The sequence below is a fragment of the Clostridioides sp. LIBA-7678 genome, from assembly GCF_056716065.1.
Window position 1 is genome coordinate 3,181,957 of record NZ_CP196987.1, and the last position, 22,422, is coordinate 3,204,378.

At 28.4% G+C, this 22,422-nt stretch carries 20 protein-coding genes; 8 read left to right on the forward strand and 12 right to left on the reverse strand.

What is annotated here, in order from left to right; all coding sequences use genetic code 11:
* Positions 1–67 precede the first annotated feature (67 nt).
* Positions 68–1,009 (forward strand): delta-lactam-biosynthetic de-N-acetylase, encoded by a 942-nt coding sequence (gene pdaA / locus ACTG46_RS14950; RefSeq protein ID WP_479923080.1) that lies wholly within the window; start codon positions 68–70, stop codon positions 1,007–1,009.
* A gap of 241 nt (positions 1,010–1,250) precedes the next feature.
* Here the strand turns inward: pdaA and ACTG46_RS14955 are convergent, their stop codons facing one another.
* From ACTG46_RS14955 to ACTG46_RS14985, 7 genes are all read right to left on the reverse strand, one after another.
* Entirely contained in the window at positions 1,251–2,624 is a 1,374-nt protein-coding gene (locus tag ACTG46_RS14955; protein WP_479923081.1) for a hypothetical protein, read from the reverse strand.
* A 111-nt stretch (positions 2,625–2,735) separates the two neighbouring features.
* Positions 2,736–4,058, reverse strand: coding sequence for a sensor histidine kinase HexK (hexK, locus tag ACTG46_RS14960; RefSeq protein WP_074178830.1), 1,323 nt, complete (start codon positions 4,056–4,058; stop codon positions 2,736–2,738).
* Positions 4,051–4,755 (reverse strand): response regulator transcription factor HexR, encoded by a 705-nt coding sequence (hexR, locus tag ACTG46_RS14965; protein ID WP_054271298.1) that lies wholly within the window; start codon positions 4,753–4,755, stop codon positions 4,051–4,053. The genes hexK and hexR overlap by 8 nt, the downstream gene beginning before the upstream one ends.
* A gap of 182 nt (positions 4,756–4,937) precedes the next feature.
* Entirely contained in the window at positions 4,938–6,002 is a 1,065-nt protein-coding gene (hexF, locus tag ACTG46_RS14970) for an aminohexosyl-hexosyldiradylglycerol biosynthesis protein HexF (RefSeq protein WP_054277334.1), read from the reverse strand.
* A 2-nt stretch (positions 6,003–6,004) separates the two neighbouring features.
* Positions 6,005–6,703 carry a polysaccharide deacetylase HexD gene (gene hexD, locus ACTG46_RS14975; RefSeq protein ID WP_479923082.1) on the reverse strand — a complete coding sequence of 233 codons (699 nt, stop codon included), beginning with the start codon at positions 6,701–6,703 and terminating at the stop codon, positions 6,005–6,007.
* Positions 6,694–7,791, reverse strand: a complete 1,098-nt coding sequence (hexS, locus tag ACTG46_RS14980) for a monogalactosyldiacylglycerol synthase HexS (protein WP_054277336.1) — start codon at positions 7,789–7,791, stop codon at positions 6,694–6,696. Before hexS ends, hexD begins: the two co-directional genes overlap by 10 nt.
* A 245-nt stretch (positions 7,792–8,036) precedes the next feature.
* On the reverse strand, positions 8,037–9,281 hold the full coding sequence (locus ACTG46_RS14985; RefSeq protein ID WP_054277337.1) for a serine hydroxymethyltransferase: 1,245 nt from the start codon (positions 9,279–9,281) through the stop codon (positions 8,037–8,039).
* Positions 9,282–9,608: 327 nt separating this feature from the next.
* Between ACTG46_RS14985 and ACTG46_RS14990 the strand changes: the two genes are divergently transcribed.
* A complete protein-coding gene (locus ACTG46_RS14990; RefSeq protein ID WP_054271303.1) occupies positions 9,609–10,397 on the forward strand; it encodes a threonine/serine exporter family protein in 789 nt (262 codons plus the stop codon).
* Positions 10,397–10,870 (forward strand): threonine/serine exporter family protein, encoded by a 474-nt coding sequence (locus tag ACTG46_RS14995; protein ID WP_054271304.1) that lies wholly within the window; start codon positions 10,397–10,399, stop codon positions 10,868–10,870. Before ACTG46_RS14990 ends, ACTG46_RS14995 begins: the two co-directional genes overlap by 1 nt.
* Positions 10,871–10,954: 84 nt before the next feature.
* On the opposite strand, the gene ACTG46_RS15000 is transcribed toward ACTG46_RS14995, so the two are convergent.
* The 3 genes from ACTG46_RS15000 to ACTG46_RS15010 are packed head-to-tail and all read right to left on the reverse strand — an operon-like array spanning position 10,955 to position 12,147.
* Complete coding sequence (locus ACTG46_RS15000) at positions 10,955–11,395, reverse strand: SoxR reducing system RseC family protein (protein WP_054271305.1); 441 nt, start codon at positions 11,393–11,395, stop codon at positions 10,955–10,957.
* A 14-nt stretch (positions 11,396–11,409) separates the two neighbouring features.
* The gene (locus ACTG46_RS15005) at positions 11,410–11,703 is read right to left on the reverse strand and encodes a metal-sensitive transcriptional regulator (protein ID WP_021385716.1); all 294 of its coding nucleotides are present in this window, start codon (positions 11,701–11,703) and stop codon (positions 11,410–11,412) included.
* A 42-nt stretch (positions 11,704–11,745) separates the two neighbouring features.
* Positions 11,746–12,147, reverse strand: a complete 402-nt coding sequence (locus ACTG46_RS15010; RefSeq protein WP_054271306.1) for a hypothetical protein — start codon at positions 12,145–12,147, stop codon at positions 11,746–11,748.
* A gap of 235 nt (positions 12,148–12,382) precedes the next feature.
* Here ACTG46_RS15010 and ACTG46_RS15015 point away from each other — a divergent pair, with 235 nt between their 5' ends.
* From ACTG46_RS15015 to ACTG46_RS15030, 4 genes are all read left to right on the forward strand, one after another.
* Complete coding sequence (locus tag ACTG46_RS15015; protein WP_223152571.1) at positions 12,383–14,488, forward strand: sigma-54 interaction domain-containing protein; 2,106 nt, start codon at positions 12,383–12,385, stop codon at positions 14,486–14,488.
* A 241-nt stretch (positions 14,489–14,729) separates the two neighbouring features.
* Positions 14,730–15,896 (forward strand): MalY/PatB family protein, encoded by a 1,167-nt coding sequence (locus ACTG46_RS15020; protein ID WP_054271307.1) that lies wholly within the window; start codon positions 14,730–14,732, stop codon positions 15,894–15,896.
* Between the two features lie 23 nt (positions 15,897–15,919).
* Positions 15,920–17,362 carry a Na+/H+ antiporter NhaC gene (gene nhaC / locus ACTG46_RS15025; protein ID WP_479923083.1) on the forward strand — a complete coding sequence of 481 codons (1,443 nt, stop codon included), beginning with the start codon at positions 15,920–15,922 and terminating at the stop codon, positions 17,360–17,362.
* Positions 17,363–17,364: 2 nt separating this feature from the next.
* Positions 17,365–17,634, forward strand: a complete 270-nt coding sequence (locus ACTG46_RS15030; protein ID WP_479923084.1) for a hypothetical protein — start codon at positions 17,365–17,367, stop codon at positions 17,632–17,634.
* A gap of 80 nt (positions 17,635–17,714) precedes the next feature.
* On the opposite strand, the gene ACTG46_RS15035 is transcribed toward ACTG46_RS15030, so the two are convergent.
* Positions 17,715–19,142 carry a cell wall-binding protein Cwp14 gene (locus ACTG46_RS15035; protein ID WP_074178824.1) on the reverse strand — a complete coding sequence of 476 codons (1,428 nt, stop codon included), beginning with the start codon at positions 19,140–19,142 and terminating at the stop codon, positions 17,715–17,717.
* A gap of 403 nt (positions 19,143–19,545) precedes the next feature.
* Between ACTG46_RS15035 and ACTG46_RS15040 the strand changes: the two genes are divergently transcribed.
* Entirely contained in the window at positions 19,546–20,415 is an 870-nt protein-coding gene (locus tag ACTG46_RS15040) for a LysR family transcriptional regulator (RefSeq protein ID WP_479923085.1), read from the forward strand.
* Between the two features lie 192 nt (positions 20,416–20,607).
* Here ACTG46_RS15040 and aspS read toward each other — a convergent pair whose 3' ends face one another.
* Complete coding sequence (gene aspS / locus ACTG46_RS15045; protein ID WP_054271313.1) at positions 20,608–22,395, reverse strand: aspartate--tRNA ligase; 1,788 nt, start codon at positions 22,393–22,395, stop codon at positions 20,608–20,610.
* Positions 22,396–22,422 lie beyond the last annotated feature (27 nt).

Here is a 22,422-nt window from a genome sequence, read left to right on the forward strand (position 1 = left end):
TTAGTAAGAATTTACAATTATAATGATACTATGTACAATTGTTATTAATTTAGAAAGGAGCTTCAAAATGTTTAGAAAGATATTATATTTTTTAGCATTAATTTGTCTATCTGTTTTTTTTATTGTTGGATGTTCAAATTCACAGAGCAAACAAAATACAAACCAAAATAAAGAAACACAGTCACAAGAAGATAATAAAGAATTAGATAGCGATAAGGATACTTCCAATGTTGTCGTTTCAGATGGAACAGATAAACCATCAAAACAAGATACTATTAATAATGATAGTGACAAACTAGATGTATCCTCTTTAGATAACACCACTCTTGATTGGTTTTACATACCAAACACTAAACATAAGACCCCAGAGGTAAATACTGACATTGATTTTAAATTTTCTGACTATGATGCCATATATAATGGACCTAAAAAAGATAGCCAGAAAACTTTATACCTTACATTTGATGAGGGCTATGAAAATGGATATACATCAAAGATACTAGATATTTTAAAACAAAATCAGGTTAAAGTAGTTTTTTTTGTTACATCTCCATACATAAAGGAAAATAAAGACTTAGTTAAAAGAATGGTGTCTGAAGGACATATAGTTGGAAATCACAGTAAATCTCATCCATCTATGCCAACAAAAACAAGTAATTTAAAAAGCTTTAATGGTGAATTCTCTGATGTTGAAAAACTCTATAAGGATGCAACTGGAAAAGATATGGTTAAATTTTTCAGACCTCCTATGGGCAAGTACTCAGAGAAAAGTTTAGCAATGACTAAAAACTTAGGATATAAGACTGTGTTTTGGAGTTTTGCATACAGGGATTGGGATACTGAAAAACAACCATCACATGAAGAAGCAAATAAGAAAATAATGGATAATTTACATGATGGCTCTATTTTGCTATTACATGCAGTTTCCAAAACTAGTACAGAAATTTTAAATAATATTATATCAGATTCAAGAAAGCTAGGATATGAGTTTGAACTTTTAAAGTATTAATATTAATACTTTAAATTGTATCTAAAATCTACAAATTGACATAGTCTATTAAGCATTATAAAGTACAATATAAAAATATCTTCTATATAAATCATTTAATAGAAGAATATCAATAAAAAATAGATGTATAGCTTAATGTTAGTAAAATCATTACTATAAATTACAGCTATACCTCTATTTTTTATTTGTATATAATCAAGGTTTATTTAAACTTGCATATAATTAATGCTTATTTACTCAACTAAATAATAAACATTGCTACTATAGTTGTTACAATCAACCCAGTTATAACTGGGACAAAATTTCGTTTTGCTAACTCTATTGGGCTGACTCCACAAATTGCTGCTGCTGAGATAAGTCCCCAAGGAACTAAACAGCCTCCCCCTACCCAAATACCACTGATTTGTCCTAATGCAGCTAATGCACCAACACTTGCATTGATAGCTGTTCCAAACACAGAAGCAAGTGAGCCTACTAATGAAATTCCAGAAAAACCAGAACCATCAAGTCCAGTTATTGCTCCTACTATAGTTTCTATACCTGATACAGCAAACTTATTAAGCGGTATTGTTTGAGAAAGAGCTATGCCTATATCTGATAATAAGCCCTGTGAGCCTGGTGCTAATACTTTTCCAAATACGCCTGTTAAAGGTGCAACTTCACCCATATAGAAGAATGCTGCTATTGGTATAATTGCTCCAAATATTTTTATACCAAATACAAAACCATCAATTATATTCTCACAGACATTTTCAAGACTATCTTTTCCAAAATTTATGGTATTTATAATGATTATTAAAAACACTGCTGTACCACCTAAAAGTGCTGAAGCATCTCCTCCTTTTAGGTCAAATGCATACATTGCAATTATATCAGCAAGAAATCCTAAAGCTACTAAAATAGTTGCTATTTTAGATTTTCCATTAAACTCTTCCACTTCTTCACTTTCAAAATCTTTGAGTTCTTCTCTAAACATTCCCTTATTAATGTCTCTTTTCAATGTATAAAGTGCCATAGATATCGTTACAATTCCCATTACCCAGAATAGAATCATACCGTCATTTATAACATATGATACTGCAACTCCTGCTGCACCAGCTGTTATACTTGGAGCCCCTTGAATGACAAAGTCTGTAGATAAAGCAAGACCATGACCAAATAAATTTAATGCCACTGCAACACCAATTGCTGGTAATCCAGCTCTCATAGCAACAGGTAAAAAAACAGCTCCAACTAAAGCAACAGCTGGAGTTGGCCAGAAAAACCATGAAAGAATTAACATGACAAATCCAGTTACAAAAAATGCAGTATTAGAATTTTTTATAACTTTTGAAAATGGCCTTACCATATACTGTATAGCATTATTGGCTTCTAATGCTTTAGATAAAGCAACCATAATAGCTATAATTAAAATAATTGGTCCCAACTCATTTAAAGATATAATAAATGAGTTGAATACTGCTGTTATAGCCCCAAATATATTTTTCTCAAAGAATAATCCCATGAAAAAAACACCCAATATACATGGTACTATTGTATCCTTTTTCATAATCATAGTAATTAATATAATTACCATAAATACAATGTAAATATAATGTGCTCCTGTCAAAACCATATTATTATGTCCCCTTTTTTTAAGATAATAATATTATATGGTCTTGTAAGTTAACTTGTTACTTGCTCATAGATACACAATTATTAACTGTACAATATAAAATTTAAATTTTTATAATTTCTTTACTGGGATAGATATTTCAATAGAAAACTCTTCATCATCTGAGTTTACATTTATACTCCCATTATGATGTGCAACTACTTTTTCGCAATTTTTTATACCTATTCCAAAACTTTCTACATTTTTTGAAAAATTACTCACTCTATTTTTTTGTATAATTAATAATTTAGAATCTTCAACTTTAATTAAAAATACTACTGGTTTATCTTTTCTAGCGTATTTTATTATATTAGAACATAAGTTATCAAATATTCTCCTAAATTGTGTTACATCTACATAAATATGATACTGATTATAAAGTTCATTCTCTATGGTTATATGAAAGCCTTTTTCCTCCAATGTATATGAACTATCTAAAAGCAATTGAAAAATAAATTCATTTGCATTTATCTTTTCATATTCTTTGGAAACTTCCTCTCCTGAATTGACAAAATGGGTAAAAAGGTCATCAGTTAAATCTTTTATTTGATATGCTTTAGACCTTACATTTTTTATATACTGTTCTAGTTGCTCAGGACTATTATATTTATGGTCTTTAATTAAATCTAAGTAACATATTACTGATGTTAATGGAGTCCTAACATCATGTGATATTGAAGTTACTATATCTTTATTTTTATTCTTCATTTCTCTTTCTTTTATAAGTTGATGCTCTAATGTTTGACTCATCTCATTAATACTAGATGCAAGTGATGATAATTCGTCATTCCCTTTGACTGGAATTCTATACTTTAAACTACCACTCTCCACTATCTTTATACCCATCTCTATTTTCCTTAGGTATTTTATCTTTCTACTTAATAATAGCAGGAATGTTATAATAAATGTAAGTGCCATAAATGTAATAGAGATTGCATCTATAAAATTTTGAAATCTGAATCTAAATAATGCTATTACAACTATATCAGCTTTAACATTAGAAAATTGTATTTCATAATTTCTAGCCATAGAACTACTATAAAATTCATTTTCCTCACTTTTATCTGGTACTTCATTAGGATAGTATAATGTATCATAAAAAACCTTATTTCCTTTGTATATCTTCATAGAAACAAACCAGTTATCACCATTCCATTTTGCTATATTATCTCCATCATTTGAACTTACATTATTCTCAGTAACATAAAGTTGAAAATCATCCATAAGTTGGTCTACTTCTCTTTTAAAATATACCTTTCCTTCTGACACGTCTTTTACTATAGATTCAACAGTATAGTAAAGTGGTATATTTAAAATAAAAGCCACTGCAGCTGAGATTACTACATATATCAATAGTATAACACCCAACTTTGATGGCTTAATTTTGCTAATCAATATAATACCCCTTCCCCCATGCAGTTTTTATGTATTGTGGATTTTTTTGGTCTTTTTCTAATTTTTTTCTTAAATTTCTAATATGAACCATTATGGTATTATTTGCTGTATAAAAATATTGTTCATCCCAAATAGTTTCATATAGATTTTCAGATGAAAAAACCTTCTTTCTATTTTTTAACATAAGTACTAAAATACTATATTCTATGGTTGTTAAAAATACAGGTTCTCCATTCAATGTAACATCTTGAGTATCTAAATTGACATATAATTCTTTTGTATGTAATATGTTTGGCTCTCTTTCCTTTTCCTTTCCCTGATATATATAATAACGTCTAAGTAGTGACTTAACTCTTGAAATTAATTCAGAATATGAAAAAGGCTTTGACAAATAGTCATCTCCTCCTGCTGAAAATCCAATAACTTTATCAGAATCTTGAGTTTTTGCAGTCAAAAATAAGATTGGGGCTGTTGTTTTTTCTCTAATTTCATTACATGCAACAAACCCAGTCTTTACAGGCATGACAACATCCAAAATAATCAAGTCAATCGTACTATCTACTAAGTTTACAGCTTCTTCCCCGTTTGTAGCCATAACAACTTCATAACCTTCACCAGTTAAAAGTATCTCTACAATTTCTCTAATCTCAGGATTATCATCAGCTACTAAAATTTTTTTTGGAATCTCTTTATTCATCACTAAGCTCCTTTCTTTGCTATATTTCTTAAATATTTCAAACTATATAAAATATTATACTTTATTAGCAAAAGCTTAGCAATGTCACACGTTTTAATACTTTCTACTATTGTAAATACATTTACTATTCAATTAACATGTATACATAAATTGACATACTTATAAAAATAATCTATATAATATTATCTTGCATAAATGACTTTTTTTACTGATTTAACTTTTTCAGAAGATTTTACATGTACTATAATACATATCAAACCACTTATAGCTACAAATGCATAGAAACTTATTCCTCTACTAAGTAACATTGCTGGAACTAGTAAATGACCTGGGAAAAATATTTTAAACAATGTCATAAAACTGTTTTCAGAAGCTCCAACAGCTCCTGGTAATGGCAATGATGAAACAGCAATATTTAGTAGTGATTGTATTGCCAATATCTCAAATACAGTATATGTTGATAGATGAAAAGCTTTGTATACAAAGAATGGTACTAAAAACATAGCTGTTATTTGTATAATCGTTATAGCTAAAATTTGTATTACAAGCTTTGGATTCTGTTTTATATATTGGGCACCTTTAACATATTCTTCAATTTGAGAAGTTATAACTTTTCTTGAACCTTCAACATCTTTTATTATTCTTAACTTTCCTAATAAGTTTGTTATTGATATTATAAAATTATTTACCAGTCTCTTTGAAAATATAATTGCGATTACTCCAACTACAAGAGCTACATTTGTTATTACACCATATATTAGTAAAATATTCATACCACTTACGTTGTTTAGTATAAATTCACGTTCCATAATGAACATTATTCCACTATATGCTAATATAACCACTTGATGAATAACAACAATAACTAATAATATAAGTGAAGAGTAAGATATATTTATATCATCTTTTTTCATATAATAAACTTGTGCTGGTTGACCACCTGAGGCTGAAGGTGTAATTGAACTAAAATAAAATCCAATAAAAGCATATCCCATACATTTTAAAAGAGTAGTTTTTTGTTTTAAGGCTTTTACACCTAAATATATGTTTATACCTTCACAAGCAACATATATAATCATCATCATAAATCCAATTAGTATAAACATAGGGCTTGCGCCTTTTAATGATTTTATTAATGATTCAATTGATTGCCCTCTAAAAACAAAGTATCCTGTTATGCCCATTAGTAAAACTAAAAAAGCAACACTACCTAGGCATTTATTTTTCTTTTCAGTTTTACTTATCATAGCTACATCCTTTCTGGTGCTACAAATTTAAAACCACTATCTTTAAGTTTTGGAATGGCTATCTTCAAAGCTTCAATAGTACGCTCAGGTGCACCTACTGCACCACCTGAATTTTCACCCGCATCATGCAAACAAATTATAGAATTTTCTTTTGTCCTACTCATTAATTTGTTTATAATAATCTCTACAGTACTATCTTTGCTCCAATCTTCTGCCATTACATCCCATAATGTCATTTTTAGATTATATTTTTTAACAAATGAATTTGAAAATATATTAGTATGACCCCATGGTGGACGATAATAGTTTATATCTACACCTAAATTTTTCATTATATTTACACTTTCCATAAAATCTTTTTTAACATAATTATAACTGTAAAGCCATGCATTCTTATGTTCCAATGAATGTAGACCAACTATGTGATTTTCTCTTAACATCCTTTTTATAATTTCAGACTCTTTTTCAGCATTCTTTGCAACTACAAAAAACATGGCTTTTATATCATTTTCTTTTAAAACATCTAATAATTTTTCTGTATATCTCTTATCTGGACCATCATCGAATGTTAGTGCAATTTCATTTTCTCTAGTCATAATTTTTAATACATCTTTATTTAATAGTTTGTTATAATATGTAGGTATAATTGAATGTACCAAAAAAATCAATGCAACAACTATAATTAAACCTACTACATACATTCTATACACTCTCCTTGTTCATCAAATGAAAATAAAATATTTTCTAATGTATTGTTATCAAACTGTTTTTTTAATTCTTTCATATTTCTACTCATCTCTTGAAGAGTGGCATCATCATAAATTAAATCTTTTATTTCATCTACATAGTATTTTTTATTTTTATCAAGTATTCTTCCAATCTTATTATTCAATATAAAATCAGCATTATTTATCTCTTGTTGTAAAAATGGATTAAATGCTAATATTGGAAGTTCTGAATAAATAGTTTCAAATAGAGTTATTCCACCTGGTTTAGAAATAATAAGGTCAGCATTTTTCATATATTTATATACTTCATTCGTATAGCCTACTACCTCTATATTTTCATATCTATCAGATAACTTATAGTACATTTTTTTATTATTACCAGTTATTACAGTGGTTTTTACTCCTTCTAAACTATTTAATTCACTGTAAAACTGTTCTGACTTAGGCAGTAACCCTAAACCTCCACCCATTATAAGTATATTTTTTTTATTTGAGTGATTTATATGTTCTATTTTTTTAAATTCTTTTTTTACTGGAATACCATTAACTTTAACTTTTTCTTCATCTATTCCCTTAAAAACAAGTTCTTCCTTCGTAGATTTACTAGCTACTAAGTAACAATCTGTATTTTTACTAATCCATTCTGAGTGACTACTTATATCTGTTATACATGTTATCAAAGGAAGATTTGAATTATACTTTTCCTTATATCTTGATACTAATTGTGAACAAAATGGAAAAGTTGAAATAACTACTGTTGGTTGTATTTCATTAAGTAACTTGTCTAATTTAGTTAAAAAATAATCTGAAAAAGTAAATTTTATATCTTTCTTTCCATTTTCTGTACATTTATAAAATAAATTATAAAGACTACTTCCCCGATTTACAAGAATAGAAAAAGTCTTGTACATTTTATCAGAATAGTTAGGCATAATATATTCAAATATATCTTTAATTATTATTTCTGAATTATTAAATTTTGTTTTTATATCTTCACTTAAAGAATTTGATGCTGAGTAATGACCCATACCAAATTTTCCTGTAAGAATTAATACTTTCATAAGATTCCCTCCTCATTAAAGTCTTTCTTTTCCTCTAATTACTATATTTATAAGTATAGACTTTAAATCTTTAGAAAAACCTAGTATAATTCTTAAGAAATCTTAAAGTTTTAATTAAAAAGTATAAAACCCAATTAATATAGAAGATTATCTCCTATACCAATTGGGTTTTATATCTATATATTCAAATACATACACAATCATTATAATTATTTAAACATACTTTATTTAATTATTCTTTATAATTAATCCATAATATTATATTCTTCATATAAAGGATATTTTTCAGTTAATCCAACAACTAATGTTCTAGCCTTAGATTCTTCATCATAAGTTAAACATAGGTCTATGGCCTCAGCAATTATCGCCATATCTTCTTCTTTCATACCTCTAGTAGTTACAGCTGGAGTACCAAGTCTTATCCCACTTGTAACAAGAGCACCATTTGGGTCAAATGGAATTGTATTTTTATTAGCTGTTATATAAGCATCATCCAATCTTTTTTCTGCAGCTTTACCAGTTATATTTTTATTAGTTAAGTCTAATAATATTAAATGATTATCTGTACCTCCAGAAATTAATTTAAAATCTCTTTTAATAAGTTCTTCAGCTAGAGCTTTTGCATTTTTAGCAACTTGTACTTGATACTCTTTAAATTCATCACTTAAAGCTTCTTTAAAACAAACTGCTTTAGATGCAATTATATGCTCAAGAGGCCCACCTTGAATTCCAGGGAATATTGCTTTGTCTATAGCTTTAGCATACTTTTCTTTGCAAAGAATAACTCCTCCACGAGGCCCTCTTAAAGTTTTGTGAGTTGTTGTTGTAACAAAATCAGCCACTTCACATGGATTTTGGTGAAGACCAGCTGCAACAAGACCTGCTATGTGAGCCATATCTACCATAAGCAATGCTCCAACTTCATCAGCTATCTCTCTAAATTTTTTAAAATCTATTTCTCTAGGATATGCACTTGCTCCTGCAACTATCATTTTAGGTTTTACTTCATGCGCTATTTTTCTAACTTCATCAAAATCTATAAGTCCACTATTTTTGTCTATGCCATATTCATAAAATTTATAATACTGACCAGAAATATTAACTGGAGCACCATGAGTTAAATGTCCACCTTGAGATAAATTCATTCCCATAACAACATCACCTGGTTTTAACATAGCAAAATATACACCAATATTTGCATTTGCTCCAGAGTGAGGTTGAACATTAGCATGCTCTGCTCCAAATATTTTTTTGATTCTATCTATTGCAAGAGTTTCAACTTCATCTATGTACTCACATCCACCATAATATCTTTTTCCTGAGTAACCTTCTGCATACTTATTTGTAAGATGGCTTCCCATAGTCTCCATCACTGGAACTGATACTATGTTTTCAGATGCTATCAATTCAATATTTCTTTGTTGTCTTTTTAACTCTCTTTTCATACTTTCATAAATCTCAGGGTCCGCTTTTTTCAAGTTCTCAAACATATTACTCCTCCTAGTTATTATTTAATTTTTATTTTTACAGACATTTCATAATTTTCGTTTTTATCAATATGATAATTTATTATTATAGTCCTTTACAAATTAATAGTCAAGTGTTTTGCTATTTTTCTATATTTAACATAGTTACTTTCTTTATTTTTAAGTTAAAATATAATAAATAATATTGTCTAATTCTTTTAATTGGATATAATTTAAATGTGACTATTTTTAAATAAAAAAAGATAATATAATTTATATATATATTAAGGAATATTGCTTAGAAATTTGGTATAATTTCAATATTACGGTTTTTAATTTGGAGGTGTATTTATGAATCAAAATGAGGAGCTTGAATATAAGAAAAATATTCTAAAATTAGCTCTATTTGTAGGGGAACTTATGATAAAAAATGGAGCTGAAACATCTAGGGTTGAAGACAGTGTCCTTAGGATATGCAGGTCAAGAGGATTTTATCATGTAAATATTTTTACAACTCCTACAGTAATAATTATTTCTGATGAAAAATTTGATGGCTTTTCATTTATGAAAACGATTCAATCAAGAGGTATAAACTTAAATAAGATTTCTTTATTAAATAGTTTTTCTCGAGAATTTGTAAGCGACAAAGAATATGATATTGATAATGCCATTGCACGTCTTTATGAAATCCAAGATGTAAAACCTTATCCTTTGTGGTTATTTTACTCTTGTACAGGAATTGCATCTGCTTGTTTTGCTTGTTTGCTTGGAGGGAATTATGTATTAAATTTTATACTTACATTTATAATAGCAATCTTTGCCGCGATTACTTATGATAAAACTATGAAGATAAGTGCAATATCTGCATTTTCCTGTTTAGTATCCTCTTTTTTAATTGCACTTTCAGGAGTTCTGTTAGTTGAAATAGGCATTTTAAATGACCCTAAGATGCTTATAGTTGGTGCTATAATGCCACTACTCCCAGGAGTTGCCTTTATAAAAGCTATTAGAGATTTAATATCAGGTAATTTAATATCAGGAATTTCTCGTGCTTTTGATGCAGCTATGATTATTATTGCAATTGCTTCTGGAGTTGGTTTTGTTCTTGATACATGGTATAGAATAGGAGGTCCTTTCTAATGACTGATATGTCAATGATTTTACATTTTTTATTTTCAGGCATTGCAACTGCTGGATTTGCTGTTTTCTTTAATGCTCCACTTTATCTACTTCTTCCAGCTGGAATAACTGGTGGAATTGGCTGGATTGTGTATGTTTATTTATTTAATTTTACTACAAATGCAGTTTTTGCAGGATTTATAGCTGCTGCTTTAGTTTCAGCATGTAGTGAGACTTTAGCTAGAAAATTAAAGCAACCAGCTATTGTGTTCGTAATACCAGGTATACTTCCTTTAATACCAGGTATTGGATTGTACAATACAATGTTATCTTTGATTCAAAAAAATTATTCTTTGGCCATGTCAAAAGGTACAGATGCATTATTTTTAAGTGCTGCAATAGCATTAGGTGTATTAGTTGTAACTTCTTTTGTAAGAACATTGAATCTTTTAAAAATCAGAAAAAACTTTATTCCATACAGAAAATCGAAATAAAACACAAAAATAGCAATGTACTAAAGTTTTGCAAATACACACTGGGTATTTATTCAAAAAGTACATTGCTTTTTTTTAATTATTTTAAAGGTCAATTAATATTCTTGTTATTACTGGTATAAACTCTCTACTATCTCTGAATTTTTTGTCATTCTTCTTTAAGTACAGATAACAAAGTATTGTAAGACAGATTCCAACCAATCCACTTATGGCTTCAACACCAGATGTTACTCCTATTGCACCTAATATATAGTAAGTCCCTATTGTTCCCACAAGAAGTGCTATAAGTGGTATTATATAAGCCATTACAGCTGCTTTTAATACATTCATATTATCCATACTTACTTCTACATGGTCACCAACTTTTGCACCAATTGTGTTATCTACTTCTACTAATATTTCCTTCGACTCTGCCGAATCTGTAGTAGCACACTTTCCACAAGCAGCACAAGCTGAATGTCTTTGCATTTTTAATTTTGCAGTTCTATCATCAACAATTTCCATAATAAATCCTTGTTGATTCATAACTAACCGCCTCCTTATTTTGTAAATTTATTTATAGTATCCATAAGTTCTTTTATCATCTCTTCAGTTTGCTCACCATCATCATGTTTGATGCTTTCTGCTACACATCCTTTTATATGATTTTCCAGTATAATCGTGCCCACTCTGTTTATAGCAGACCTTATAGCAGATATTTGAACCAGTATATCAACACAATAACGTTCTTGCTCTACCATCTTTTGTATCCCTTTTACTTGACCTTCTATTCTCTTTAATCTTTTTATAAGAGCTTCTCTCTCATTGTTTGGCGCTAATTTTCTTTCTTCCATAAACTCACCTCATACTCTAATGATGTCTTATTCAATTATGCTCTACTTACCAATTTGTTTAAAATACAATACAGTTATTACTACTATAAATGCTAAAATTGATATTGCAATAGACCTACTTTGATTCTTAGTTTGTTCCATACTTAACTTTCCATTCATCTTAAATCCTGCTAATGGAAATAAAAATATAACCAATGCATCAATTCCAAGTACAACTTGGGCTGCAATAGTCCATTTACTCAAAAAACAAAATATTCCACCCACACCTAAAAGAACCTCTAATATATTTATAAATTTATATGTAGGTTTTTTCGCTATATATTCTTCAATTTTTTCCTTACATTCTGCACGACATGGATATATATTTGTATTGTCATCATATTGTATAGCTAATTTATTATTTGGTGACTTTATATCCCTATTACAGTAAAGACATTTTTTCATATTATATTCTCCTCTAATATTCCTCTTAAAAAATTTTGCCTAAATTATTATACGCTTTAATACTATTATACCAAATAGATACAAAAAACAAAAATAAAAGGAATAATTTTAGCGATTTCTTTTACTTCCATATATAATCTATAATAAATTTATAATAACAATTAAACAAAATTATTTATATCTAGTTTAATTGTTATATAATCTAAAATAAGTCAAATTTGTATGAGAGGTTAAAATGAAACAAATGGAATTAGCTATTGTAAGTTTAAAAAAAGATGCTGGAGAAATTTATGAAGACCAAATAAGACAATTTTTAGGTAACAATATAAAAATAAATTTATACTCATTTGAAGAAGGAAATTTAAGATTTTTTAAAGAAAGTCTGATACTATTGTCTGCTTATTTAAAATATGATGAAATAGCAAAATTATCCCATCATGATGCTCAAATTATTGTACCTAAGTTAACATTTGAAAAGAACAGTATAGATATGATATCAAGATTAGAAAAAGATAAAATTATTTATGTATATAATCTAAGTAAGGATATGGCAATAGAGACAATATCTTTAATACATAGACTAGGAATAGACAATATCAATATCCTACCTTGTTATCCAGAGATAGAATTTACTCCTACAGATGCTATAATACTAACTCCTGGCGAAAAAATCTTACCTAAAGTTAAAAATTGTGAAGTTATAGACTTGAAATATAGAATAATAGATTTAAGTTGTATAGTTGAAATTGCTACAAAAACTAAACTAAAACATCTAATAAAAGATGACTTAATAAAAAAATATGTAGAGAAAATAATACCTACAAGCTATAGTACAGGTGAGTTACTATTAGATGCAAATAAATTTGAAAGGCAATTTGATTTATTATTATCTATAATTGATGATGGAATTATATGCACCAATAATGATGGGATAATTCAATTTTACAATCATATGGCTAGAAAAATTTTATCTATAAATGCAAATGAAATGATTTATGAATTTATTGGTGATTGTATAAGAGAAATAAATTTTCAAAACATATTAACCAATAAAGCTCCATTTTATGAAAAATTAATTAAAATAAATCATGTAGATATAAATTTAGAGATTAAACATATACAATTAAATGTATTTGATGGATTTATATTGAAAATGACCAAATTCTCTCAGCTAGAAAAAAAGCAAGCCAAGTTAAGAGCACAATTAGTCAATTCAGGTAATGTCAGTAAATATACATTTGATGATATATTAGGCTCTAGTATACAAACCATTAATACAAAAAAAATTGCCAATAGCATGGCTCAATCAAACTCCTCTATTTTAATAATTGGTGAAAGTGGTACTGGCAAGGAATTATTTGCTCAATCTATTCACAGCGCCTCTAGAAGAAAAGATGGTCCTTTCGTAGCAGTAAATTGTAGTACTTTTCAAGAAAATTTATTACAAAGCGAACTATTTGGCTATGATGAAGGTGCTTTTACTGGTGCTAAAAAAGGTGGAAAGATTGGTTTATTTGAATTAGCTAACAATGGAACTATATTTTTGGATGAAATTGGAGAAATGGATTTAAATTCTCAATCTAAATTACTTAGAGTTATACAAGAAAAACAAGTAAGGCGTATTGGTTCAAACAATGTCATTGATATTGATGTAAGAATAATTGCAGCTACTAATAGAAATTTAAAAGAACTTGTATCTAAAGACATGTTTAGAAGAGATTTATACTTTAGATTAAACGTTCTTCCTCTTAAAATACACCCTCTTAGAGAAAGACCTACTGATATATTTGAGATTTTCAATTCTCTAAAGTATGATATTCCATGTAATTTTATTCTAAGTGAAGAAGTAAAAGAAATCTTTAAAGTGTATAAATGGGAAGGAAATGTAAGGGAATTAAGAAATTTAGGAGAATACTTCTGCTACTTAGGAAAAGATGTTATAGAAATTTGTGACTTACCTGAATATATATTGGATACTATAGATTCAAATTATAGTAGGACTGTCTGTAACAAAGTAACAGATAAAACAGTAAAATATCAATTAAACATTAACAAAGACAAAAACTTAATAAAACATGATTATAACTTTAAAAGACCTTTAGAGGAATACCTATTCATATTGGACAATTTAAAGAAGGCTTATGATTTAAAAGAAAGAATTGGCAGAAAAAGTCTGTACAAAATAGCTTTAAATGAAAATAGATTTCTGACAGAACAACAGATTAGAAATATACTTCTAGAATTACAAGACTTTGGACTTGTAGACATACTTGTTGGTCGTGGTGGTTCAGTTATAACATCAAAAGGGGTTGAATTTATAAAAAAATATAAACAGGTCTAATAAGTTAAACTGTTAAACCGCTTAACCCCATTTATTTATATTTTCATACATATGAAACTTTATTCGAAATAAGCTTTTCCACAAAGTTCTAAATATAATTAATATTTTTAATTGCTCTATACTTTGAAATTACTTAATATCAAATATTAACTTATTGTTAATTACTTTTTATTATCCATCTTGGCATGTTGTTTGCTTAATATTATTAACATAAATTTTAAAATTACTGGAGGTTTTTATAATGAATTATAATTTTAATGAAGTTGTTGATAGAAGTAATAATTTTTCGTCTAAATGGTCAGAAATGGATAAAAAATATGGAACCAATGATTTACTTCCTATGTGGGTAGCTGACATGGATTTTAAAGCTGCCCCTTGTATAATTGATGCTTTAAAAAATCGACTAGAGCAAGAGATTTATGGTTACACAACAAGAACAGATTCTTACAATGAATCGATAGTAAATTGGCTAGATAGAAGACATAACTGGAAAATTAAAAGTGAATGGTTAGTTTATAGCCCAGGTGTTATACCAGCTATAAGTCTTTTAATAAACGAACTTACAAAAGAAAACGACAAAATAATGATACAAGAACCAGTTTATAGTCCTTTTAATAGCGTTGTGAAAAATAATAATAGAGAACTGGTTATAAGCCCATTACAAAAACTAGAAGATGGAAATTATGTAATGAATTATGAAGACATTGAAAGCAAGATTAAAGATGTAAAATTGTTTATACTTTGCAATCCTCATAATCCAGTTGGTAGAGTATGGACAAAAGAAGAATTAAAAAAACTAGGAGACATTTGCCTTAAACATAATGTAAAAGTAATATCTGATGAAATACATAGTGATATTATATTAAAAAAACATAAACATATCCCTATGGCATCTATTTCTAAAGAATATGAAAAAAATACAATTACTTGTATGGCTCCAACTAAAACTTTTAATATAGCTGGTCTTCAATCATCTTATGTGATACTACCTGATGAAAAAGACTATAAGTTGTTAGATAATGCCTTCACTAGAATTGATATAAAAAGAAATAACTGCTTCAGCTTAGTTGCAACAGAGGCCTCATATAATAATGGTGAACCTTGGTTAGAATCATTCTTGGAATATTTAGAATCCAATATAGATTTTGCTATAAAATATATAAATGAAAATATGCCAAAACTTAAAGTTAGAAAACCAGAGGGAACTTATTTATTATGGGTAGACTTTAGTGAACTTGGATTGAGTGATGATGAACTAGAAAGTATACTTGTTAAAAAAGGTAAGATTGCCTTAAATCAAGGAAATAGTTTTGGCATTGGAGGAAAAGGGTATCAAAGGATAAACTTAGCGTGTCCAAAAAGTATGCTTGAAGAAGCTCTTATAAGAATAAAAAATGCAATCAACTAAAATATTTAAGGAGAATTTGCACTATGAAAATAGATACAGAAAGAAAAAGACCTTCATTTAGATATTCCTTGTTAGTAATGCTTGCAATAATAGCTTTAACATCAATTGGTATAGTTGTATTTAATGCCTCTATAACTATAATGTTTTTACTTTCATGGCTTATAGTAGTTCCTGCTGCTATGAAGCTTGGTTACACTAATGATGAAATAGAGGCTTTCGGATTTGAGGTTGGTAAGGATGCCTTTCAATCAAATTTAATTATACTTTCTGTTGGCGTACTAATAGCAGCTTGGATAGCTGCTGGTACGATACCAACAGTAGTGTATAGCGGTCTAACAATAATAACACCCAAATATTTTTTACTTACAACATTAATAGTCTGTTCACTTACTTCTGTTGCTACAGGTACATCTTGGGGAACTCTTGGAACTTCTGGTATAGCAATGATGAGTATTGGTACTAGCATGGGTATTCCTCTTGGTTTAACAGCTGGTGCAGTCATTTCTGGCGCTTTCTTTGGAGATAAGATGTCTCCCCTATCAGATTCTACAAACTTAGCTGCAGCAGTTTGTAAGACAGATGTGATTACACATATGAAACACATGGTTTACACAACAGGACCTGCATACGTAATATGTATAGTTCTATATACAGTAATTGGCTTAAAATATTCAAATAACACTATTGACTATATTCAAATAAACCAAATTAAAGATGTATTAAATTCAAACTTTCATATTGGTTTAGTAGCAATGATTCCAATAATGTTTTTATTATTACTTCTATTGTTACAAAAACCTCCTATTATATCTATATTAAGTTCAGCTATAATGGGGCTTATCATAGCTGTATTTCAAGAAGGAGAAAAAATAGGCGATATTTTAAATTATATGCTATCAGGTTTTACTATCGATACTGGATTTGCCTATGCTGACAAGCTATTAAATCGTGGGGGAATCATGAGCATGGCTGAAACCGTTTTACTAGTCTTTGTAGTTTTTGTTATTGCTGGTATTCTCCAAAAAACTGGTTTCTTAGAGGTACTACTTCAGCCTATGATAACTAAAATAGGAAAATCTAGAACTAAATTGGTTGGGTCTACCTTTATAGTAAGTTACTTTGCAAATGCATTTAGCTCATCAATGATGTTTACTTCAGTATTTGTTGGAACTTTAATGTCACCAATATACAAAGAGTTTAGATTAAAACCACAGAATCTATCTAGAATTATAGAAGATACAGCCACACTTGGTGGACCATTAATACCTTGGAATTCAAATGCTGTTTTCTGTGCCCAAACTCTTGGTGTAAGTCCACTAGAATTTATACCATACTGTTTCTTAAGTTGGATTACTCCTATAATTTCATTTATTTATGGTGTAACTGGCTTTACTATGCTTACATATACAGATGATGAAATTGAAGAGTTAGAGATATTTGACATTGCCCAGAGAAGAGTTGATTAAGTATGAACTTTGAATACTATTACTTAATTCAAGATATTACAGGTATATTATTGGTATTTGTAGGGCTTAGAATGTCTTTCCTAGGATTTAGAATACTTTCAATAAAAGGTATTTCTATAAATTCGCTTTTAATTCTAATTAAATATTGTTTATTTACTATAGCAGGATTGAATTTATTGATATCTAAGTTTGGAATTATTCACTGGATTTTAAGTATTTGTATGATAGCAATATCCATAATAATTAATCCTAGAATTAAGGTATCCAAATAGAAATAACCACAAAGCTTAAAATTTTATAAAAAAGAAACTGCTTCATATATTAAAGCAGTTTCTTTTACTATTATTTATAATTAAATAACTGGTGTATCAGATAAATAATCATTACTTACATAACCATATCCACCACTATATTTTATTTTTACCCATCCTGTAGCAAACATTTCTATTGTTTCCACTTTACTTCCATATGAAAGATGTCCTATTTTTTCATCTTCTGTACTTGGTCCTTTTCTAACATTAAGACCGTCTTTTTCTTTTACATACTTTATTTTTACATTTTCATTACTACTATCAGGCTTATTATTTGTCAGATAAGACCCACTAACATACCCAATATCTTCATTGTATTTTATTTTTACCCATCCTGTTTTTAATACTTCTAAAACTTCTACTTCATCACCATTATTTAAATATCCTATAACAGAAGCTTCTATTGTAGCATCACTTCTTATATTCACCTTATCTGTATTAGTTACATACATTACTTTCTTATTAGTACTATTTGTTTGTAACTCTTTTAATTCTTTAAATGCACTCTCATTCCCTCCACTACCAACTTGAGTTATAGAGGTAGCACTTTTATTTGAAAATACACTCTTTTGTGTTGTACTTAATTGTTCCCCTACTATAAGTACAGGAGAATCTTCTTTTGATGCCAGCACTCCTACTGCTAGAGCATCTATAAGTTGATTTTGCTTTTTCATTCCATCTTTGGCTACAAATACATTATTTAATTTATTGGATGTATAAAACTTTTCTATTACTTTACCATTAGTTTCATTTCTATCTGCTCCACCTATTCTTTCAGAATTAGGTAAGCTTTGTTTTATTTTATCTGATACAGCATTAGTAGAGCCTATTATGTATGATTTACTTATATTCTTAGATTCTATAAAATCTTTAAAGCTAGATATTCCAGATGAATCAGACACTGGAAGTATAACCATTCCATTAGTCGCAGCTACAGAAGCTATACTAACTGCATCAGCAAGACCTGTATATCCATTTACTATAGCTATTTCTGATATATCTTTTAATTCCTCTATCTTTTTAGCTATACTCAAGGCTGTTTGATATCTATCACTACCACCAACTCTATCAGTAGTTAGATTATTAGATTCTAACTGTTTTTGTACATCATTTGATACAGAACTAGATAGTCCAATTATATAAACTTTTTTAACTCCTAATCTCTTTAATTCTTTCTCAGTTTGTGAATTTAGATTGTTTTTTTCTGTCAATAGTATAGGAGCATTTTTTAATTTTGCAAATGGTGTTACAGACAATGCATCTACAATAGATTCACTATTTACAACTACAGCCTCATTTGCACTACTCCATCCTTTTTTACTTACTTCAATAGCAGTTTGGTATCTATCCTGACCTACTAAAGTATTTTCCAATGTTGTTCTACTTATTTCATTTGCATGTGACACTGGTGATAAGCTTAAAACTAGAGATAAACACAATACGGATGATATTGATTTAGTTAATTTCATCTTAACTCCCCCTAAAATTATAGTATCTAAATTTTTCCTATTTAAAATAGTATAACATAATAATTTAGCTAATATCATTACTCTAAGATATTAAATAATATAAATAAAATTTTATTTTTAGTATATCTTAACTTCTATAATAATTTTTTACCTTGCTTGATATACAATTTATTTCTCAGATATATTTTTATATAATTAAAATTTTCAGCATTATTTCTTTAATTAATTATATATTGGACTCATTTTTTTTAATTAGATTATGTATAATACATAATTAACTATGTGATTAACTTTTTGATATACTATAGTTTATTATACAAGCTTTATATTATAATGTATAATATATAGTTAATTATCAAATTGATATAACTCAAGTCATATTAAAAGAGGTGTATTTTATATTATGGATTTATTGCATCTTAAGTACTTTCAAACAGTTGCTAGAATGGAACACATAACAAAAGCATCACAAAAACTAAATATAGCACAACCAGCTTTAAGTAAGACCATATCTTCTTTAGAAAGAGAACTTGGAGTCAAGTTGTTTGATAGAAAAGGAAGATATATTGTATTAAATGAATATGGAAAATTATTTTTAAAAAGAGTGGATAGTATTTTAGATTTGGTAGAAATGTCAAAAAAGGAATTACAAGATACTTCTTTAGAGAACTCAGGAGAAGTAAAAATATTAGCTACTGCAGCAGCTAATGTACTACCTTCACTTTTAAGTAATTTTAGAAAACTATATCCTAACATTACTTTTAATGTCTCACATACTCTGCCATCTTCTTACAAGAAAAGTGATTTTGATTTGTATATATCTTCTTCATTTACAAAAATAAATTCAGAAAATAATATAACCTTAACTTGTGAAGAGATATTACTAGGTATTTCAATTAACCACAACTTATCTTTAAAAGATGAAGTCTACCTAAGTGAAGTTTCTGATGAAAACTTCATAGTTATAACTAAGGGTGAGAACTATAGAGAAATAATAGATATACTATGTGAATCTGCTAATTTTAAACCAAAAATAGCCTTTGAATGCGATTCACCATATACAATCTATGCACTCATAAAATCACTTCAAGGTGTTGGATTTATATGTGGAAAATCATGGGGATTATCTAAAGACCCAGAAATTAAACTATTACATATAAAAGATATTGAATTTAAAAGATACTTAAATCTATCATGGTTTAATGAAAATTACACATCTAAAGCTGTGTTATTATTTAAAGACTTTCTTATTAACTATTTTAAAAATCTTTAAATAAAAGCTATAATTATAGTCTTTTTATATTAAATAAAAATACAAGGGGGATGTATAAAAATATGGCTAAAAGACCAAAGATAAAGATAACCTTAATAGATAAAAAAGAAAAAATAGATTAACTAAAAAAGTCTGAATATAAATATGCTTTATATCCAGACTTTTTACATTTTAATTTCTTATAACTATATATTATTCGTTGTCTTTTATATCAACTTTTATACTTAATTCTTCTAATTGCTCATCTTCTGCTAATGTTGGAGCATTTGTCATAGGACAAACAGCATTTTGATTTTTAGGGAATGCAATAACCTCTCTTATATTGTCAGCTCCTGCAAGTAACATAACAAGTCTATCAAGACCAAAAGCTAAACCAGCATGAGGAGGAGTTCCATATTTAAATGCTTCTAATAAGTATCCAAACTTCTCATTAGCTCTTTCTTCTGTAAAACCAAGTGCTTTAAACATTTTTGATTGTACATCAGAATTTGATATTCTAACACTTCCTCCACCTATCTCATAACCATTCAATACGATGTCATAAGCTTTAGCTCTTAAAGATGCTTTATCACCTTCTTCTAACTTGTCTAAGTCTTCATCCATAGGTGATGTAAATGGGTGATGCATTGCTGAGAATTTTCCTGTTTCTTCATCTTCTTCAAAAACAGGGAATTCAGTTACCCATAATAGATTATATACATTTTTATCTAACATGTTAAGTCTATTAGCTACTTCAAGTCTAACTTGTCCTAAAGCATCAAATACTACTGAGTTTTTATCAGCTACAAATAAAAGCAAATCTCCTGCTTCAGCATTCATTCTTGTAAGTATAGCATTCATTTCTTCTTCATTAAAGAATTTTGCTATTGGAGAAGTTACTCCTTCTTGTCCTACTTTCATCCAAGCAAGACCTTTTGCTCTATATGTTTTAGCATGTTCCTCTAATGATGATATTTGCTTTCTAGTAAAATCATCAGCTTTACCCTTTACATTTATACCTCTAACACTTTTTCCTGGCTGTGTAGCATCCGCAAACACTTTGAACCCACAGTTACAAACAACATCAGATATATCTGTTAATTCATATCCAAATCTAGTATCTGGCTTATCTGAACCATATCTAGACATAGCTTCTGCATAAGTCATCTTAGGAAGTGGAAGTGTTAATTCTACATCTAAAACTTCTTTAAATATAGCTTCAAGCAATCCTTCAATCATATTCATAACATCTTCTTGCTCAACAAAAGACATTTCACAGTCTATTTGTGTAAACTCTGGCTGTCTATCTGCTCTTAAATCTTCATCTCTAAAACATTTAACTATTTGGAAATATCTATCCATACCACTTACCATTAATAACTGTTTATATAATTGTGGTGATTGTGGTAATGCATAAAATTTACCTGGATTAACTCTACTTGGTACAAGGTAATCTCTTGCTCCTTCTGGAGTTGGTGCAATTAAAAATGGTGTTTCTATTTCGCAAAATCTATTATTCGATAAGTAATTTCTTGTAATATTCATTACTTTATGTCTTAATTTTAAGTTTCTTTGCATAGATGCTTTTCTTAAATCTAAGTATCTATATTTTAATCTTAATGCTTCTGAAACATCATCATCATCTTTTATATAAATAGGTGGAGTTTCTGACTTGTTTAAGATTCTAAGTTCAGTGGCAAATATTTCTATATCTCCAGTTGGCATATTAGGATTTTTAGATTGTCTTTCGCATACTTTTCCTTTTGCAGCTATTACAAATTCAGCTCCTAATTTTTCAGCTTTTTCAAAAGCTTCTTTATCTACATCTGTATCAAAAACTATTTGACATAATCCACTTGTATCTCTTAAATCAACAAATACAAGACCACCTAAGTTTCTTTTTTTCTGTACCCATCCCATAAGTACAACTTCTTCATTTATGTTCTTTTCTCTCAACTCTCCACAGTAGTGAGTTCTCTTTAGACCCTTTAAAGTTTCCAAGATACTACCTCCATTTTATTTAATTTT

Coding starts and splice junctions, on each gene's coding strand:
- pdaA (WP_479923080.1), top strand. CDS start 68: ATGTTTAGAAAGATATTATATTTTTTAGCATTAATTTGTCTATCTGTT.
- ACTG46_RS14955 (WP_479923081.1), bottom strand. CDS start 2,624: ATGGTTTTGACAGGAGCACATTATATTTACATTGTATTTATGGTAATT.
- hexR (WP_054271298.1), bottom strand. CDS start 4,755: ATGAATAAAGAGATTCCAAAAAAAATTTTAGTAGCTGATGATAATCCT.
- hexF (WP_054277334.1), bottom strand. CDS start 6,002: ATGATAAGTAAAACTGAAAAGAAAAATAAATGCCTAGGTAGTGTTGCT.
- hexD (WP_479923082.1), bottom strand. CDS start 6,703: ATGTATGTAGTAGGTTTAATTATAGTTGTTGCATTGATTTTTTTGGTA.
- hexS (WP_054277336.1), bottom strand. CDS start 7,791: ATGAAAGTATTAATTCTTACAGGAAAATTTGGTATGGGTCATTACTCA.
- ACTG46_RS14985 (WP_054277337.1), bottom strand. CDS start 9,281: ATGTTTGAGAACTTGAAAAAAGCGGACCCTGAGATTTATGAAAGTATG.
- ACTG46_RS14990 (WP_054271303.1), top strand. CDS start 9,609: ATGAATCAAAATGAGGAGCTTGAATATAAGAAAAATATTCTAAAATTA.
- ACTG46_RS14995 (WP_054271304.1), top strand. CDS start 10,397: ATGACTGATATGTCAATGATTTTACATTTTTTATTTTCAGGCATTGCA.
- ACTG46_RS15000 (WP_054271305.1), bottom strand. CDS start 11,395: ATGAATCAACAAGGATTTATTATGGAAATTGTTGATGATAGAACTGCA.
- ACTG46_RS15005 (WP_021385716.1), bottom strand. CDS start 11,703: ATGGAAGAAAGAAAATTAGCGCCAAACAATGAGAGAGAAGCTCTTATA.
- ACTG46_RS15010 (WP_054271306.1), bottom strand. CDS start 12,147: ATGAAAAAATGTCTTTACTGTAATAGGGATATAAAGTCACCAAATAAT.
- ACTG46_RS15015 (WP_223152571.1), top strand. CDS start 12,383: ATGAAACAAATGGAATTAGCTATTGTAAGTTTAAAAAAAGATGCTGGA.
- ACTG46_RS15020 (WP_054271307.1), top strand. CDS start 14,730: ATGAATTATAATTTTAATGAAGTTGTTGATAGAAGTAATAATTTTTCG.
- nhaC (WP_479923083.1), top strand. CDS start 15,920: ATGAAAATAGATACAGAAAGAAAAAGACCTTCATTTAGATATTCCTTG.
- ACTG46_RS15030 (WP_479923084.1), top strand. CDS start 17,365: ATGAACTTTGAATACTATTACTTAATTCAAGATATTACAGGTATATTA.
- ACTG46_RS15035 (WP_074178824.1), bottom strand. CDS start 19,142: ATGAAATTAACTAAATCAATATCATCCGTATTGTGTTTATCTCTAGTT.
- ACTG46_RS15040 (WP_479923085.1), top strand. CDS start 19,546: ATGGATTTATTGCATCTTAAGTACTTTCAAACAGTTGCTAGAATGGAA.